Source organism: Geomicrobium sp. JCM 19055 (genome assembly GCF_000698185.1).
In the GTDB taxonomy this organism is placed as follows: domain Bacteria; phylum Bacillota; class Bacilli; order Bacillales; family Marinococcaceae; genus Geomicrobium_A; species Geomicrobium_A sediminis.
The window spans coordinates 1-15602 of the sequence record NZ_BAXL01000018.1; the positions used below are offsets into that span (position 1 = coordinate 1).

Annotated in this window: 21 protein-coding genes and 2 pseudogenes; 10 read left to right on the top strand and 13 right to left on the bottom strand. The window is 42.0% G+C overall.

What is annotated here, in order from left to right:
- Window positions 1-175 precede the first annotated feature (175 nt).
- Window positions 176-1339: an EAL-associated domain-containing protein gene (locus JCM19055_RS15590; RefSeq protein WP_152549924.1), complete on the top strand. Its 1164-nt coding sequence runs from the start codon at window positions 176-178 to the stop codon at window positions 1337-1339.
- Between the two features lie 148 nt (window positions 1340-1487).
- Window positions 1488-1826, top strand: a complete 339-nt coding sequence (locus JCM19055_RS15595; RefSeq protein ID WP_042360377.1) for a cyclic-phosphate processing receiver domain-containing protein — start codon at window positions 1488-1490, stop codon at window positions 1824-1826.
- Window positions 1827-1862: 36 nt separating this feature from the next.
- Here JCM19055_RS15595 and JCM19055_RS15600 read toward each other — a convergent pair whose 3' ends face one another.
- The gene (locus tag JCM19055_RS15600; protein WP_042360378.1) at window positions 1863-2207 is read right to left on the bottom strand and encodes a YppG family protein; all 345 of its coding nucleotides are present in this window, start codon (window positions 2205-2207) and stop codon (window positions 1863-1865) included.
- 125 nt (window positions 2208-2332) lie between these two features.
- On the opposite strand from JCM19055_RS15600, the gene JCM19055_RS15605 reads away from it, so the two are divergent.
- The 8 genes from JCM19055_RS15605 (at window position 2333) to JCM19055_RS15640 (ending at window position 9440) form a co-directional block, all read left to right on the top strand.
- Window positions 2333-3340 (top strand): dipeptidase, encoded by a 1008-nt coding sequence (locus JCM19055_RS15605; protein ID WP_042360379.1) that lies wholly within the window; start codon window positions 2333-2335, stop codon window positions 3338-3340.
- Between the two features lie 40 nt (window positions 3341-3380).
- Window positions 3381-4190 carry a SurA N-terminal domain-containing protein gene (locus JCM19055_RS15610; protein ID WP_042360380.1) on the top strand — a complete coding sequence of 270 codons (810 nt, stop codon included), beginning with the start codon at window positions 3381-3383 and terminating at the stop codon, window positions 4188-4190.
- A 482-nt stretch (window positions 4191-4672) separates the two neighbouring features.
- Entirely contained in the window at window positions 4673-5869 is a 1197-nt protein-coding gene (locus tag JCM19055_RS15615; RefSeq protein ID WP_042360381.1) for a glycine betaine/L-proline ABC transporter ATP-binding protein, read from the top strand.
- Window positions 5862-6707 carry a proline/glycine betaine ABC transporter permease gene (locus JCM19055_RS15620; protein ID WP_042360382.1) on the top strand — a complete coding sequence of 282 codons (846 nt, stop codon included), beginning with the start codon at window positions 5862-5864 and terminating at the stop codon, window positions 6705-6707. The genes JCM19055_RS15615 and JCM19055_RS15620 overlap by 8 nt, the downstream gene beginning before the upstream one ends.
- A 76-nt stretch (window positions 6708-6783) precedes the next feature.
- A complete protein-coding gene (locus JCM19055_RS15625) occupies window positions 6784-7740 on the top strand; it encodes a glycine betaine ABC transporter substrate-binding protein (RefSeq protein ID WP_042360383.1) in 957 nt (318 codons plus the stop codon).
- Window positions 7741-7845: 105 nt separating this feature from the next.
- A complete protein-coding gene (locus JCM19055_RS15630) occupies window positions 7846-8208 on the top strand; it encodes a chemotaxis protein CheW (protein WP_042360384.1) in 363 nt (120 codons plus the stop codon).
- Complete coding sequence (locus JCM19055_RS15635; protein WP_265182236.1) at window positions 8177-8737, top strand: response regulator; 561 nt, start codon at window positions 8177-8179, stop codon at window positions 8735-8737. The genes JCM19055_RS15630 and JCM19055_RS15635 overlap by 32 nt, the downstream gene beginning before the upstream one ends.
- A 514-nt stretch (window positions 8738-9251) precedes the next feature.
- Window positions 9252-9440, top strand: a complete 189-nt coding sequence (locus JCM19055_RS15640; protein WP_042360386.1) for a hypothetical protein — start codon at window positions 9252-9254, stop codon at window positions 9438-9440.
- A 45-nt stretch (window positions 9441-9485) separates the two neighbouring features.
- Here the strand turns inward: JCM19055_RS15640 and JCM19055_RS27530 are convergent, their stop codons facing one another.
- The 12 genes and pseudogenes from JCM19055_RS27530 to JCM19055_RS15690 all read right to left on the bottom strand — a co-directional run bounded on the left by JCM19055_RS27530 (window position 9486) and on the right by JCM19055_RS15690 (window position 15595).
- Window positions 9486-9842, bottom strand: coding sequence for an HAD hydrolase family protein (locus tag JCM19055_RS27530; protein ID WP_052366421.1), 357 nt, complete (start codon window positions 9840-9842; stop codon window positions 9486-9488).
- 101 nt (window positions 9843-9943) lie between these two features.
- Window positions 9944-10243, bottom strand: a complete 300-nt coding sequence (locus JCM19055_RS24325; RefSeq protein ID WP_052366422.1) for an HAD family hydrolase — start codon at window positions 10241-10243, stop codon at window positions 9944-9946.
- 2 nt (window positions 10244-10245) lie between these two features.
- A pseudogene (locus tag JCM19055_RS15650) lies at window positions 10246-10659 on the bottom strand (flavin reductase family protein); the annotation flags it as partial.
- A complete protein-coding gene (locus tag JCM19055_RS32020) occupies window positions 10575-10874 on the bottom strand; it encodes a hypothetical protein (protein WP_370543177.1) in 300 nt (99 codons plus the stop codon). The pseudogene JCM19055_RS15650 and the gene JCM19055_RS32020, both read right to left, overlap by 85 nt.
- A gap of 56 nt (window positions 10875-10930) precedes the next feature.
- A pseudogene (locus JCM19055_RS15655) lies at window positions 10931-11747 on the bottom strand (YitT family protein).
- Window positions 11748-11862: 115 nt separating this feature from the next.
- The gene (locus JCM19055_RS15660) at window positions 11863-12576 is read right to left on the bottom strand and encodes a GerAB/ArcD/ProY family transporter (RefSeq protein ID WP_042360387.1); all 714 of its coding nucleotides are present in this window, start codon (window positions 12574-12576) and stop codon (window positions 11863-11865) included.
- Entirely contained in the window at window positions 12546-13046 is a 501-nt protein-coding gene (locus JCM19055_RS15665) for a GerAB/ArcD/ProY family transporter (protein WP_042360388.1), read from the bottom strand. Before JCM19055_RS15665 ends, JCM19055_RS15660 begins: the two co-directional genes overlap by 31 nt.
- A complete protein-coding gene (locus JCM19055_RS15670) occupies window positions 13047-13466 on the bottom strand; it encodes a spore germination protein (protein WP_265182237.1) in 420 nt (139 codons plus the stop codon).
- A gap of 38 nt (window positions 13467-13504) precedes the next feature.
- Complete coding sequence (locus JCM19055_RS15675; RefSeq protein ID WP_042360390.1) at window positions 13505-14041, bottom strand: GerAB/ArcD/ProY family transporter; 537 nt, start codon at window positions 14039-14041, stop codon at window positions 13505-13507.
- Complete coding sequence (locus JCM19055_RS30020; RefSeq protein WP_265182238.1) at window positions 14038-14160, bottom strand: hypothetical protein; 123 nt, start codon at window positions 14158-14160, stop codon at window positions 14038-14040. The genes JCM19055_RS15675 and JCM19055_RS30020 overlap by 4 nt, the downstream gene beginning before the upstream one ends.
- Before the next feature lie 230 nt (window positions 14161-14390).
- Window positions 14391-15011, bottom strand: a complete 621-nt coding sequence (locus JCM19055_RS15685; protein WP_042360392.1) for a Ger(x)C family spore germination C-terminal domain-containing protein — start codon at window positions 15009-15011, stop codon at window positions 14391-14393.
- Window positions 15011-15595, bottom strand: coding sequence for a Ger(x)C family spore germination protein (locus JCM19055_RS15690; RefSeq protein WP_042360393.1), 585 nt, complete (start codon window positions 15593-15595; stop codon window positions 15011-15013). The genes JCM19055_RS15685 and JCM19055_RS15690 overlap by 1 nt, the downstream gene beginning before the upstream one ends.
- Window positions 15596-15602 lie beyond the last annotated feature (7 nt).

The following is a 15602-nucleotide window of genomic DNA, read 5'->3' on the forward strand; positions in this document are numbered from 1 at the left end:
GTTGGGCGATATTTAGACAAAGAATTACCAAATAGTAAGCTTCACGTCTATTCAAATGTCGGTCATTTGTTGCCAGAAGAAATTCCAGAAAAGACATCGCAGGCGATTGCTAAATTTCTTGCGTGAAGGAAGTTAGGGGAGATGGCTTATTGACGAACTAGACATCATGATGAACATGGACAAAATATCTCCGAAGTTTCAAGCAATCTTTGTGACAGGCAGCCAAAAAGTTGTCGGGTACGAAGTGTTTCCGTATTACCGAGATGAAGGACAAGAGTATGAGCTCACTTCTTTTCTAAACAACCGTACAATTCCAGAAGAGTATCGTCTGGAAGTAGATCAGCACGTTCGTAGAATTGCTTTTAAAGAGCTGTCAGCACTTGCACCAGGAAAGGCTATTTATGTAACAATTCGACCTGAATTGTATACTGGAACGATTGGGGACAGCCTCGTTGAAGAACTAGAAACGGTTAAAGATCAGGTTGTCCTCGGTATTCTGTTAACTGATGAATTCACCAGTTGGGCAGATCATAAACATTTTACGTATTATTTGCAAATGAGTGGATTGCGTGTGTCAATGAAGCATACGTCCATTAAAGAAATTGCGATGTCTGATATCGTACACGTAAAGCCAGACATTATTGAAATTGATATGAACGACATTGAAGATGACGTTGCGAACGTTCATCGCGAGTTATTACACGTCTATTCGATTGCAGCGAGCAAGATCGGTGCGTCGCTACTATTTCAAGGGGTTGAAAGCTTTCAGCAGCTCACCGATGCGTGGAAACATGGCGCAAGGTTCGTACAAGGGAACTTTTTAGCCATGAAAAAAGAGTCGACAGCTCACAACCAATCGTATCAAGCAGACTTAGTGAAGCATTTCCGTTCATTCGTCTCGTTTGAGCAAAACCGTATCCAGCGCTTGCTTGATTTTACCGTGTATTTAGATCGGCGAGTGTCGAGCGTTCTTGAAGAAGAGAAAACACGCTCGTACGATGATCTAGCGCTTACAATTGGGAAACGACTCGAAGACGTTTGTTTTCGGGTGTACATCGTAAATAACGATGGAGAGCAGCAATCCGCCAATGCAGTGCAGTCAGACGGAGTGTGGAAGCTAGATGAAGCGAATCGTTGGCAAAATTGGAGTTGGCGACCGTATTTCTTGGAGAACATTATTCGCATGAATGTTGATGGGAAGGGTGTATTGTCCGTATTGTATAAAGATTTGACGTCAAATGAGCACATTCGTACGTTCTCTTATCCAATTACTACTAGCGAGTACGTTTTTATAGACATTGCCTATCATTATTTGTTTGATCATGATTATGTTCACTAAAAGAGTCATCATTTAGTGGACATTTTTAGTTTTCAGAATTTACCTTGCATTCATTTGTTTTCTAAGCGTTTCTATGATACGATGAACGTAGACAAAATTGAGTAGGTGACATATTTTAACTATAAGCCAAGAAAGCTTAGGTGGTAACATGGATAAAGTGTTTATGGATGACGTCCGTGAAAGCCCGGGTGACCACCATCTTGTGCGAACTGCTGAAGACTGTATTGCGATTTTGAAGACAGACTTACCATTAAATCATTTGTCACTTGATCATGACTTAGGAACAGACCAGAAGAATGGTTTTGAAGTTGTTCAATATATGATTGACCATAGACGATATGCAGAGCGGATTACGGTTCACTCCGCGAATGCCCCTGCTGGTAAGCGAATGTACGATGCGCTAACCGAAGCTAGAAATCAAGGGTCGTTCCCATATCACGTGAAGATTTATCTTCGACCTTTACCTTTAGACTGGAAACAGCATTAACAAAGACTCCCTGTCTGAGGGAGTCTTTTTTTAGCATTAAGGTCTCGTAATGAAAAAGGTTGCCAACTGCTTAATCATCGGCGTAACTTGTTGGTACGTTTTCATTGCAGTATCGACTGTTGCCATCGTTTTCTGAACGTCAATTTGTCCTTCTTGGTCAACGAAGCCGTTCATTAAGCTTTTCATATTCATTTTCTTTTGTTTAGGCATTTGCCCTGGGAACCCCATTGACTGAGCTGCGCCGTAAGGGTGAGACGTATACTCTGCTGATTGAGGGTAAGGGGGCACAGAAGGTGGATAAGGTCTTGGTGGATACATATACGGCTGCTGATTGGCAAACTGCGGCGGGCGACCTTGAACGTGTTGCGTATTCTTAAACATTCCATCACCACCTTTCGAAGATTAAAGTCTCGTTCTCGGTTGTACTTCTTTACTACATAGCCTATGAAAACGTGTTGTCCATCGTTCAATGGATCACTAAATTTTAACGGAAAAGGACTGAAACGATGTTTATTGCAGATGGTCATTGTGACGCTACGTTGCGTCAATTTGAAGCGGAGACCCCTTCGTTTACAGAAGGGATGACAATTACTGAATCGTCATTACGTGAAGGACAAGTGAACATGCAATTGTTTGCACTGTTTGCACCGGTTTATGATGAACGCGCCGATTTATTTGACGCAGTATTGCGACAAGTCGATCACTTTTACAATTTGATCGTATCGAACGATCAAATTGAATTTGCGCCATGTACACCGCTTACTGAAACGTCAAAAACGAGAGCCATATTAGCTTTAGAAGGCGCAGATGGGCTTCAAGACGATTGGATGAAATGGCGACTTATAAAGCGGCTTGGCGTTGAAAGTGTCGGACTTACGTGGAATGAAAGCAATGCACTAGCCGCTGGTTGTATGGAAGAACAAGGTCATCGTTTAACGAACAAAGGCCGTGAAGTCGTCACATTTTTACGCAATGAGGGAATGATTGTAGACGGTGCACATTTACATGATGATAGTTACTTTGAAGCAGCGTCATTAAGTGATTCTTTCTTTGTCAGTCATGCGAATAGCCGGACAATCCACAATCACCCACGGAATCTAACAGAAGAACAGTTGCAAGTAATAAAAGATAAAAACAGCCTTGTCGGCATGACATTCTTCCCGAAATTTATAAATGGTAGTGAAGAAGCGACATTCGCTGATTTACTTCGTCATATCGACCATATTGCCGGTTCAATTGGAAGTGATTATGTCGGGTTTGGTTCGGACTTCGATGGCATTCCTCAAAGTGTGAGTGGTCTTGAATCGCCTAGAGGCATCCTCAATTTAATCGACTATATGCAAAAGCATTATAAGGAAGACGATGTTCGCAAATTTGCGGGTGAAAATTACCGCAGGTCTATAACGAACACGTTAAACGCAACACAGACCGCTACCACCGTCAATGATTTGTCACAACTGTCAAAGATAAAGAGAAACTGTCAAAGACGTTGCGTGCATCCCCTGCGTGTGTGATACAATGCGTACAACTGCATGAAAGAAAGGGGATGTCATCTTGAAGAAGAAATGGCTAGCAGGAGGCTTCGCACTCATGTTATCGGTTGGACTCGTTGCATGTGGTGATGAAGAGCAAGAGCAAAACGAAGAAGCTGATGTCGAGAATGGTGAGGAACAACAAGCTTCTCCTGAAGACGAGATGCCAAATCCTGACTTTAGTGAACTACCAGAAGTTGTCGCTGAAGTAAATGGAACTGAAATTTCTAGAGATCTTTTTGAAGATCAATATATGTTCCAAATGCAACAAATGATGATGTTTGGTATGCCTATGGAAGGCGATGAACTAGACCCTGAACTATCAGAGAATATCGTACAAGGTCTTGTCGGACAAGAGTTGTTAGAGCAAGCAGCTGAAGCTGAAGGTGTCGAAGCGACGGACGACGAAATCGATGAGTACGTTTTGATGCATTATGGACAACCAGGTATGGAAGTCGAAGAGATTTACAGTTCTATTGAAGAAGAACAAGGCGTAACAGCAGATGAAGTACGTGACGATCTTAGAACAGCCGTATCCGCTGACATGTACGCAACAAACGAAGCGGATGTTGAAGTAACTGATGAAGAAGTTGAAGAAGCTTACGAGCAAGAAGTTCAACAAATTGAAGAAATGAACGCAATGATGGAAGAACAACAAGAAGAAGCGGATGAAGAAGAAGCGCCAATGCATGAACCACAAGAAGTTCCTGAATTGGAAGAGCTAGAAGATGAGCTTCGCCAAGCATTGCAGCAAGAGAAAGAACAAGAATATGTGTTCAACACATTAATTCCTGAACTACAAGAAGAAAACGATGTGACGATTCACATTTAAGTTTACGTCAACCAGATGAGCATAAGCTCGTCTGGTTTTTTATTGGTTGAAACTAGGTTTAACCAACCTCTGTGAAAAAAAGTTGTAGTTAAATCGCGATTTTTGACGAAAAATAGGTTTTGAAAACAGTGGATTAGGGAAAAAGTAGCTGTCGGTAGAGATATTATTTTTACATAATAGATTCAATTCCAAACCTTCAATCGTGAATCTCGTGTTTTTCGATTAATTTTTCGCAAATATTCTCAGTTTCGTTCAAAATGGGAGAATGATGGAGCTATCATTAGAATTTAATACGCAGTGTCCGTTTAATTCATATTGAATATCAAATATCGAGTATAGGAACGTTAGAATCCATTTGAGCGAACATGATAAACAGCGTATAGTTTTGGAATATGGTGCAAATAGCATGCACACATTGTCTTGGCCGAATAAGAAATGAAAGTATAGTGATATACTCATAAATTGTTGGAGGGGTGGATGCATTGTCAAAGATTAAAGTGGAGAATCTGACAAAAGTATTCGGTAAGAAGCCGAATCGAGCGCTTTCGCTATTAAGCGAAGATAAATCAAAAGCGGAAATTCTCGAAAAAACAGGATTAACTGTAGGGGTTAACAAAGCATCGTTTGAGGTGGAAGACGGTGAGATCTTCGTTATTATGGGTCTCTCAGGTAGTGGGAAGTCGACGCTCGTTCGATTGCTAAATCGTCTTATTGAACCAACACAAGGTTCGGTATACTTGAACGGAAACGACCTTGCAACGGTTGATCAGAAAACATTACGTAACATACGTCGTAAAGATATGAGTATGGTATTCCAGAAGTTTGGCTTATTCCCATTTCGTACGATACTTAGCAACGTGGAATATGGCCTTGAGATTCAAGGGGTAGAGAAGAAGCAGCGTACTGAAAAAGCGATGGAGTCTTTAAAGCTCGTTGGACTTGAGGGATATGAAAATAAATATCCAGACGAATTATCAGGTGGTATGCAGCAGCGTGTTGGACTTGCTCGAGCGTTTGCGAATGATTCGGACGTATTGCTGATGGATGAAGCCTTTTCAGCACTTGACCCATTAATTCGTAAAGACATGCAAGACGAATTGTTAGATCTACAAGAGACGATGAAGAAGACGATCATTTTCATCACGCATGACCTTGATGAAGCACTTCGAATTGGTGATCGCATTACGATTATGAAAGATGGGAAAATTGTTCAAATTGGAACGCCAGAAGAGATTCTCACAAATCCAGCAGATGAGTATGTTGAGAAATTTGTCGAAGATGTCGATCGTTCGAAAGTGTATACTGCATCCAACGTTATGATGCGTCCGGAAACGGTACAACCCGAACGTGAAGGTCCAAGAGTTGCGTTGCAACGCATGCGTGAAAACGGAATATCGAGTATTTTTGCGGTGAAAAGAAACCGTGAATTGATCGGAATTGTCGATGCGAGTGACGTTCGCAAGCTCGTTGATGAGAAACAAGACGATCTTACGTCTGCCATTAAAAGAGACGCGCTAAAGGTCGTTGAAATGGATACACCGGTAAATGATGTTATTGAACTGACAGCAGAGACGAGCTACCCGATTGCGGTACTTGAAGATGGGAAGCTTAGAGGCATTATCATTCGAAGCTCAATCTTGGCTGCACTTTCTGGAAAAGAGGTGAATCTAGATGACTGAAGCAATTCCTAGAATTCCTCTTGACGAATGGACAAGAAGTGTCGTTGATTGGATGACGAATGCAGACTTTATCTTTGATTCAATTGAACAAGTGATTAGTTGGATTCTCCAAGGGTTATACTGGGGAATGGATCTTGTTCCTGCGCTATTATTTATTGCAATTTTAACTGCGGTAACATACTTTTTCGCAGGCCGTAAAATTGGCCTCACAGCTTTTGTGTTTTTCGGACTATTACTCATCGTGAACCTCGGTTTCTGGGATGACATGATTACGATGTTATCACTCATACTAGCCGCAACGATTCTCTCGATTGTCATCGGTGTTCCGATTGGAATTTGGATGGCGAAGAACAATACGGTTGAAGCGATTGTGAAACCGATTCTAGACTTTATGCAAACGATGCCAGCATTTGTTTACTTGATTCCTGCGGTTGCCTTCTTTGGAATTGGTATGGAGCCAGGTGTTATTGCCTCTGTGATCTTCGGTATGCCACCAACGATTCGTTTGACGAATCTCGGAATTCGCGAAGTTTCGACAGAAGCGATTGAAGCTGCAGATGCATTCGGTTCAACAGGTACTCAAAAACTATTTAAAGTTCAACTTCCAATGGCGAAAACGACGATTATGGCCGGTGTGAACCAGACCATTATGTTATCACTTTCAATGGTCGTTATTGCGTCAATGATCGGTGCAGATGGACTCGGAGACATTGTGTACACCGCGGTTGGACGAAATGATGTCGGTAGTGGTTTTGAGGCAGGACTTGCGATTGTTGTTGTTGCCATTATCCTCGACCGTCTAACAGCAGGGTTCGGACTTAGAAAACGTAAATCATAACGAAATCTTCCCTAGCGCTGACAGCGTGTGGGGGTCAAATTAACGAAAAAAAAGAGATCTAAGGGAGCGTGTATGTATGAAGAAGAATTGGCAAAGAATTGGGTTTGCATCAACATTAACACTTGCACTCGTTGCAGCTGGATGTGGGACGGACGACGCGGAAGAGCAAGACACAGCAGATGAGAACGGTGACACTGAAGCGAGTGAAGACGAAGATGACGCTGATACAGCGGGTACGAACTACGGTGAAGAGTTAGATTACACGATCACAGGAATCGACGCTGGAGCAGGGGTTGTAGCGGCGGCTGAACGTGCAATCGAAGATTACGACCTTGAAGGTTGGAACGTACAGACGAGTACAGGTGCTGCAATGACTCAAGAGTTAACGACAGCGATTAATAACGAAGAGCCAATCATCGTTACAGGGTGGACACCTCACTGGAAATTTGAAGCATATGACCTAAAGATCCTCGATGATCCTGAGAACTCATTCGGAGATGCAGAGAGCATTCATACGATTGTTCGTGAAGGACTTTCAAGTGACATGCCTGAAGCTCACGAGATGCTAGACAACTTTGCTTGGACAGCAGAAGACATGGATGCGGTTATGTTAGAGATTCATGAAGGAACAGACGAAGTCGAAGCTGCACAAAACTGGATCGATGAGAACCAAGACGTCGTTGACGGATGGACAGAGGGAATCTCTGAAGTGGATGGAGACGAAATCCTACTTGCATACGTTGCTTGGGATACTGAAATCGCATCAACAAACGTCGTTGGTCTTGTTCTTGAGAGCCTAGGTTATGATGTAAGTATGAGCTCAATGGAAGCAAACATCATGTTTACAGCTGTAGCGAACGGTGATGCAGATGCAATGGTTGCCGCTTGGTTACCAGGAACGCATGAAGAATACCACGCACAAATGGAAGATCAGTACGAAGATCTTGGACCGAACCTTGACGGTGAAGCAGCACTTGGATTAACGGTACCTGCTTACATGGACATTGATTCAATTGAAGATCTTAAAGAGTAATCATCTTGAGAAGCCAAGAAAACTTTCATGTTTTCTTGGCTTTTTTTAATAGTTTTTATCGTACTGCCGATATATACAGTAGAGTGTGTATAGGAGGCAGACAAGATGAGTTCCTTTTTTGATGAAACGGATTATGAAAATGAGGATTTAAATGAATTTGAAGTCATGGTTTACCGTGCGAACGCCATTCACTTGGCCATTAACATTTTAAAAATACGAGAAATTATAACGGTGCAACCGATCACACCGACACCGAATCGTCATCACTTTGTTGAAGGCGTGATTCAAGTCCGTGAGGAGACCATTCCAGTGATCGACGTAGGCAAAGTGTTAGACTTGCCAGCTCAAAACAACGATCAAACGAAAATGATGATCGTAGAGATCAATGAGCTTACGATGGCGCTCTTAATTGAAGATGTGGACCAAATTTGTACGCGTGAACTGGTCAAACGTGCACAATGCCGATGAAATTGCTGCTGGCAGTGAAGCGCAAGCAACAGGAACGTTCATGTTAGAAGACAAATCGATCTTTTTGCTCGATTACGAGAAAATGATTATGGATATTGCAAGTGAATCGTCGCTTAGTCAAGATGAGACGTATCGTTATGTGAATGAGCGGGAACAGAAAATGGTCGTCGCGATTGAGGATTCAAAAACAATGTTAGTGGTGCTCCGCACACAGCTAACAGCAGCAGGTTATACGAATGTCCAGTATTTCGATGACGGTCGTAAAGCATTTGAAGCGTTACAGCGATTAAACCACTGTGACTTGATCGTGACAGACTTAGAGATGCCGGGTCTAACTGGTCATCAATTAACGAAGTACATCCGAGACGATCAAACGCATAAAGCTGTTCCGATCGTGTTATTCTCAGCCATTGAAAGCGAGAACGTCGTAGAGCGAAATGATGAAGTGGGTGTTAGCACTCAAGTATCAAAACCAAACTATGAACAACTCATCCGTGTAATGGACAGCTATGCAACCGTAAATGTTTAAAACAATAAAAGCGAGTCATCGAACGAAGTATTGTTCGATGACTCGCTTTCTTTTTTTTGTGTCAGAGCGTCAATAAATCGCTCCCTGTATTAAAACAGATAAACAATTAAAGATTTACAGTAGTATAGAAACGGGATTTTTTTGGAGTGCTAAGTAAGTGGATCTACAATTTATGCTGATTAATAGGCGAATATCCATTGTGTGAAAGGGATAAAAGAAATATCCAGAATTGTTATATAAAATTGATAAAAATAGTTGACTGTATTATAACAATAGCTTACAATGAGCATACACTATTCCAAAAAGGGAGAGGAAACCTATGGAAATGACACACCGTTATCAAGAAATGAAAGAAAATAACAAAAACGAGACGACAGAGGCGCCATCTGTTATTCAACAGATTAATGAGTACTATGAGCACGATTTCCAAGCGTAACACTCGTCATACGCCTAGTTGTGTGGTACAATGCTAGTCATGTATTGATTTTACCGCATAAAGGCTAGGTGAAATTTTATGGAAGAAAAAGAGAAGTTGTTTCAAATTGGTGAATCAGTGAAATACGAAGGTGAGATGATGAAGGTCATCGCAGAATATGAGCGGACAATCGTTGCTGAATTCAACCGCTTTCCGATTCCTGATAAAGAGGAAGATTTCCCATTTCGTCGAATCGTCATCAAAAAGGGAAACGTACAACGTACGTAACACATCAAAAACCATCGGTGCAATTGCACCGATGGTTTTTTTACGTTAAATGGTATGTTTTTCTTTTAGTGAACGAATGGTCTCTACAATCATTGCTTCTGTCCTTGCGTTCAATTGGATCTGTTCCTTCGCATAAGGGAACAGAGGCGCGAAGTCACCGATCATCACCGAATGAACGGCTTTTTGGAACAATGGCAAATCGTTCAAGTCATTGCCGAACATAATGTAATCTTCGGCGCAAACGCTTTGAAATCCAGCTCGCTTGTTTACGTTCTCGCCAGTTAAATCAAAACGAGCTTCATCGCGGTAACGATGTCTCGTAATGTTTAATGTCGGAATCTGATCAAGGAGTGGCGTTGGGTCGCCGCATTCTAAAACGAGTAGCTTTGAAATGAATTGCAACTCGTCAACAGAGACCTCTTTAGCGTCTTGTAAAACATTAATCAGCGGGAGAAATGGATGTTCTTCGTCCCCGACAATGCTATAGTCCCAATGACCGTCAATTAAGTAGGTGCATCGATGTCTTGAAGAATGGCTGTTACAGTACGAAAAGTTTCGTGATCGATGTCTACATAACGCCTGAGTTTTTGATTCTCCCAAACGACAGCACCGTTGGCACCGATCAATCGAACGTTATGCAGACGCTCATCAATAACAGGAAGCATATCACGGATCCCTCTCGCGGATGCAAAGGTAACATCGTGGCCGTATTCTTTGAGTGCGACAAGTTCATCAGCAATCAATGTCGACATTTTCTTCCCGTTAAAGACGATTGTTCCGTCCAAATCAAAGATAAATTGCATCGTTACTCTTCTTTCCTTGGAAGTGGAAAGGACGGTGTCTTTAACGTGCTGTAGTCACCGGCTAACCGTGCAAGAGGTGAGAGTTCCGCGATATTCGTCTTATAATTGCCTAAGTAAACGTCATCATTAACACGTACTCGTTTGACTTTACCGAGTACGAGGTGGTCTGTACCGACTTGAATAATATCAGATTTCTCACACTCAAATGCAATAGGAGCCTCTTTAATCGTTGGAGGCTGCACGGTAAGTGAAGAAATTGCTGTTAACTGCGATTCGTTAAATTCATCAATATGTTCTGGATAATGAAGAGACGTCTCATGCATCGCATTCGCTAAGTGTTCTGGAACGACGTGGATGACGAATTGTTCCGTTTCTCGTATGTTGGTGAGTGTATCTTTAACCGTGCCACTTCGCTCTTGGACTCCGGGACCAACAGAAAATAATAAGGTTGGCGGCTTTCTTGAAGCAACGGTAAAAAAAAGCTAAAAGGAGCAAGGTTAGAGACTCCGTCTTTTGAACGTGATGAAACCCATGCAATCGGTCTCGGTACGACTGATCCAATCATTAATTTATACATCTCTTGTGTTGAAAGCTCTGTAGGGTCAAATACATGGCTATCATCTTTAGGCACGACTCAACAACTCCTTTATATGTAGAAGTAGTTTAAGTGTAGCACAATTTGTCCAACTACATATGGGTGTTACTCTTAAATTTTCCGCCGTGCACTTCTTGTGCATCCATCACGGTAATGAATGCTTCCTTATCAATGTCAAAGACGATTGACTTTAATTTCATCACCTCTAGTCGCGTGACGACGATGTAGAGCACCTCTTTATCAGAGTGAGTAAACGCGCCGTATCCAGGCATGACCGTCAGAGAGCGTCCGAGTCGATGAACAATCTCGGAGCTAAGCTTTTTCTTTTTGTTGCTCACAATCATGACGGCTTTCGTCTCATCAATCCCTTGAATGACCGCATCAATCGTTTTAGAAGCGACAAAGTACGTAATGATGGACAACATCGCTTGCTCAACACCGAAAACGAACGCTGCCCACGCAAAGATAAAGATGTTAATAAACATCACGAATTCCCCAACCGAAAAGGGAAGGTTTCTCGTAAGCAAAATGCCTAGAATTTCAGTACCGTCTAGCGCACCACCGTGGCGGATCACAATGCCGACACCAGCGCCTAAGATAAACCCACCGAACAATGTGGATACGAGCGGCTCGTGAATAAAAGAATCCATATGAGCAAGTTGTTGCTCGCTAATCGCCATGACGACAATGGCAAATAGAGATGTGACAAAAAAACTGCGGACCGATATGCTTTAATCCAAAAAAAAGAAAAGGTAAGTTAATAATTAAGACGAAAAACCCGAACCCTAGCCCGGTAATTTTAGATAAGATGAGCGCAACGCCGATCACGCCACCATCAATCACCATATTCGGAATTAAAAAGAGTTGGATGGCGATTGCCACAAGGGAAGCGCCGCTTATGACCATCATTGCGCGGTAAAGAACGTTCGACACGACGCGTTTTTTTTCTACGATAGACCATCAGAGCCCTCCCCTTTTAGCTTCTATACTTATACATATCGCTAAAGAGGGACAAACATGCCAATCAGATTTGCTTCGAGGATTTTGTCTCTTTTGAGTGTTGGAGTTTGTACACGGTTGCTTCATCAGGGTAAGCAGGATATAACGACGCTTGTTGTTTCTTTCTCTTTATAATTCCGACCGTAACCATTAGGATGGGTAGCAGTGTACCGACAGTAATGGAATGGGGAACACTGACATATTGATAGAAGCTTCGTTCTTCAGCGATATTGTTGAAATAATAATCGGCTAAATAAACGAGTAATAACGCAATCGCTGGAATGAGTGTGCGCACACTTTTCAGTTTGAAGAAGTGCTTCAAAGCGATGATGATGCAATGAAAATACAACACTAAGTTAAAGTAGATGCAAATAAACCAGATGATCGTAATCGTCGCTTCGACACGTTGAAGAAAACCGGCGGCGTTAATTTCTTGAGCGAGCGTGAATGCTGGATAATGATCAACTGCAACGAGTTCAGGAGATAACACGGCAATACACAAGAAGGTAATAATGGTAAGTGTCAAACAACCAAGTGAGTAACCTGTCCAAAGCGCTCGCTCCCCAGCTTTTTTCTTTGCAAGGTATTTCGGGAAGACGGTTAATTGAATCACAACATTTGAAATGACGTTTCCTAAAAAGATTGAAAATGCTTCAGTCATGTCAAACACTGAAAACGTAAAATGTGGTTGTAAAAATCCAAAATCAATTAACGGTGCGGTCGTAAAGATGAGAAACAATAGCGGAACAATGAAAAAGACGAAACAAAGCTCCGCCGTTCTTGCGATAGGCTCAATACCTGAAAAAAAATACCGAAAGCAATAATGCCAATTCCGATTGCCGCGATAACGATAAACGGTGTTGAAGGTAACGTATAGTTTTGAATGAACGTAACGGAGTACGACGTAATTGCCGGGAAATGAAAAACAGGCAATGACAGAAAGAGTAACGAGAAAACGGTTCCGATTGTTTTACCAAAAAGCTGATCATTGATTTCATAGATCGTTAAGAGAGGATACCAACGAGCAAGCATCGTAAAAAGGAATACGACACCGGCACCAAGTACACTTCCTACGACTGGAACGATCCAGGCATCTTGATGTAAAAACGATGTGAGTGACGTTGCAAGTCCAAGAAGCGCGGTACTACACGTCGCATAGAAAACGAGAAAACCGTATGAACGTGGTGAAACTTGTGCAATGGTTCTCATTTAGCGACGCCTCCTTTGGATGCGTGTCTTTTTTTTCTTGATAATCGTAGTGATCAGAAGTGCGGATGGGATTGTAATCCCAATCATGAGGGAAAGCGTTGAGACGATATAACGATAATAAAATAAATCCTCTGCAGTATTTGAGAAGGCGAGCACCGTTAACATCACCATCAACATGCCGATTGGCAGTGATAATGGTTTGTATGTTTCTAAATTCGAGAGTCTTCCAACGCCGTAAATAATCGCTGTTAAGTAAACGGTAATTTTAAAGTAAATCGTTATAAACCAAATGACGGTAATTAACACTTCAACGCGTTCAACAAACCCTCCGAGCGCAATACGTTGAGCCAAAACGAACGCAGGGTAGTAGGAGGTACTCATATAATGTGGACCTAAAACACTCGTACAAAGGAATGTCATGACGAATAAAATAACATTGCCAAAAATATAGCCTAATTTTATGACTTGTACCGCTTTTTTTTCTTGTCACCTGCCATTTGTGGAAAGAACGTCAATAAAAAGATCGCGTTAATTGCTGTTACGGAAAAGTAAAACAAAAATGCACTAACATAATCTGAGAATGGTTGTTGCAGCATCGGCAAGAGCAGGCTGCCATCTGCTTCAGGGATTTTGAGCACGATTAACAGTACGTAAGGTAAGAAAAAGAAGGGCGTTGATAAGATCGCAAACAAACTGTACGTTTCTGTTCCTAAATAGACCCCATAAATGACGACGGTCATTGAAATGGCAAGGATCCATTCGTTTGGCGTTGACACGAGGATATGACTGCTAATAAACCCCGCAGAGTAATTCATCACTGTGAATAACGTAAGGATTGCAAGCAACACGAGTAAAGCATTGCACAACTGCCCGAGTGCTGTACCGAAGGCTGTAATTGTCATGTCAAATAGGTTTTTGTTTGGGTACAACAACCCGAGTTTGCAGATGAGCAATACAAACACATAACCAACACTCCCGGCAATAAGCGGAATCATCCACGCGTCTTGTTGTACATCGTTCCGAGGATGAGTGGCAAGCTAAGCAGTGATGTACTACACGTGCTATACATCGTAAGGGCAAATAAACCCGGTGTTGAAACATGTTGATGCATCATGGCCTTACAATCCTCTCAGTCGTTTTACGAATTTGGTACTGGCAGTGGCGAAGCTCGGGATGTTAACGTCCAAGGCGATGAGTAAACCGAGAATGGTAGCGGCGGATAAAAAACTATAGAAAAGGACAGTTAGTTTTTTATTATTGTTCTGTTTTAGTGTGTGCCGTTGCGTGATCCAAATCATAAAGCTTGTGAACACGACAGCTAAGACGTTTCCAATCACCATCTACTTAATCATCCTCAGAAAATGAATTGATAATGTTGCCTGTATCTGTAATATTAATGTTTACTTCATACGTCACTTCAACGTTTGGAAACTCTTCATCCCAGTTATCTTCTAGCTGCTCCCATACTTTCGGGTGCTTGCGGTGAATCATTTGACCAAACCCTAATACATCTGCTTGATGAGCCTTTGCTTCTTCTACGGTGCTTTGTAATGTGGCCATAAATTGTTGTTCTGATTGATCTTCAATGAGATAGAAGTTCTCTTCTTTTGATAGATCAAGATCTTTACAATTCACTTCAGAAATATGTGTACCGATATCAACGGTCAGGTCAATAATTGGTTTATTGTTCACGATTCGAACGTCGTACTTTGTACGCTCTTTAAAACTTTCCAGTGCAATCTCACGATCGGGTTCGTTTGGGCAAGTGAAACTACCAACGCTGTCTCTAATATCACCAGTAATATAGTTAAGCCCTTTACTTTGGTCTTGATTTAGCCAACCGACGAGCGCGTTGTTACGGAACATCGCAAGACCTTCAATAAGTAACGTCGTTGTTGGAGCATTTTTCTCTGCGTTTGCACGGTCTTGACCTTCTTTTAAATCCCCAGCGACAGTGACTCCCATTAATGCAGGTTCGACCCTGGTGCGGTTGCATCTTGATACAAGTCATCTAGCGTAACAATTCGTGTCCCTCCGTACGAGCGAGCACCATATTGTAGTGAATCGAATATATTTTGCGATGGAACGTTTTCAAGAGGTGTTACGATACTCATAATTTCTTTCGCACTTTGGTCGTCTTTTGCGACTAAAACGAAAAAGTCAGAGCGTACTTCATGATCCCGGTAAAAGAAATCAAGAATGCTCGTAATACCTTCGCGAGCGACTTCTTCACTAATAACGAGCACTTGCAAATGAGAAATGAACGCACGCCTAGGACTTTTATTCACATGTTTTCGTAACGATTCGTGGATTGTCGGAGCTACTTCGGTCGTGTTAAACGCTTGCGCATAGCCATTTCCAATTTCTTGGGAGGCAATTTCAGCAGGGTTAATTGATTGCATCGTCAATTCATAATGATCATCTGATTTATCAATCGCCATTCCGGTAATAATGGATAGTTCGTTTAACTCCCAACGGTCCCAGCAACCGGAAAGGAGTAAAACGCTCAGTATAACGAGCAAGCCAGAAGAAAGTCGTTTCATAAGCATTCTTTTT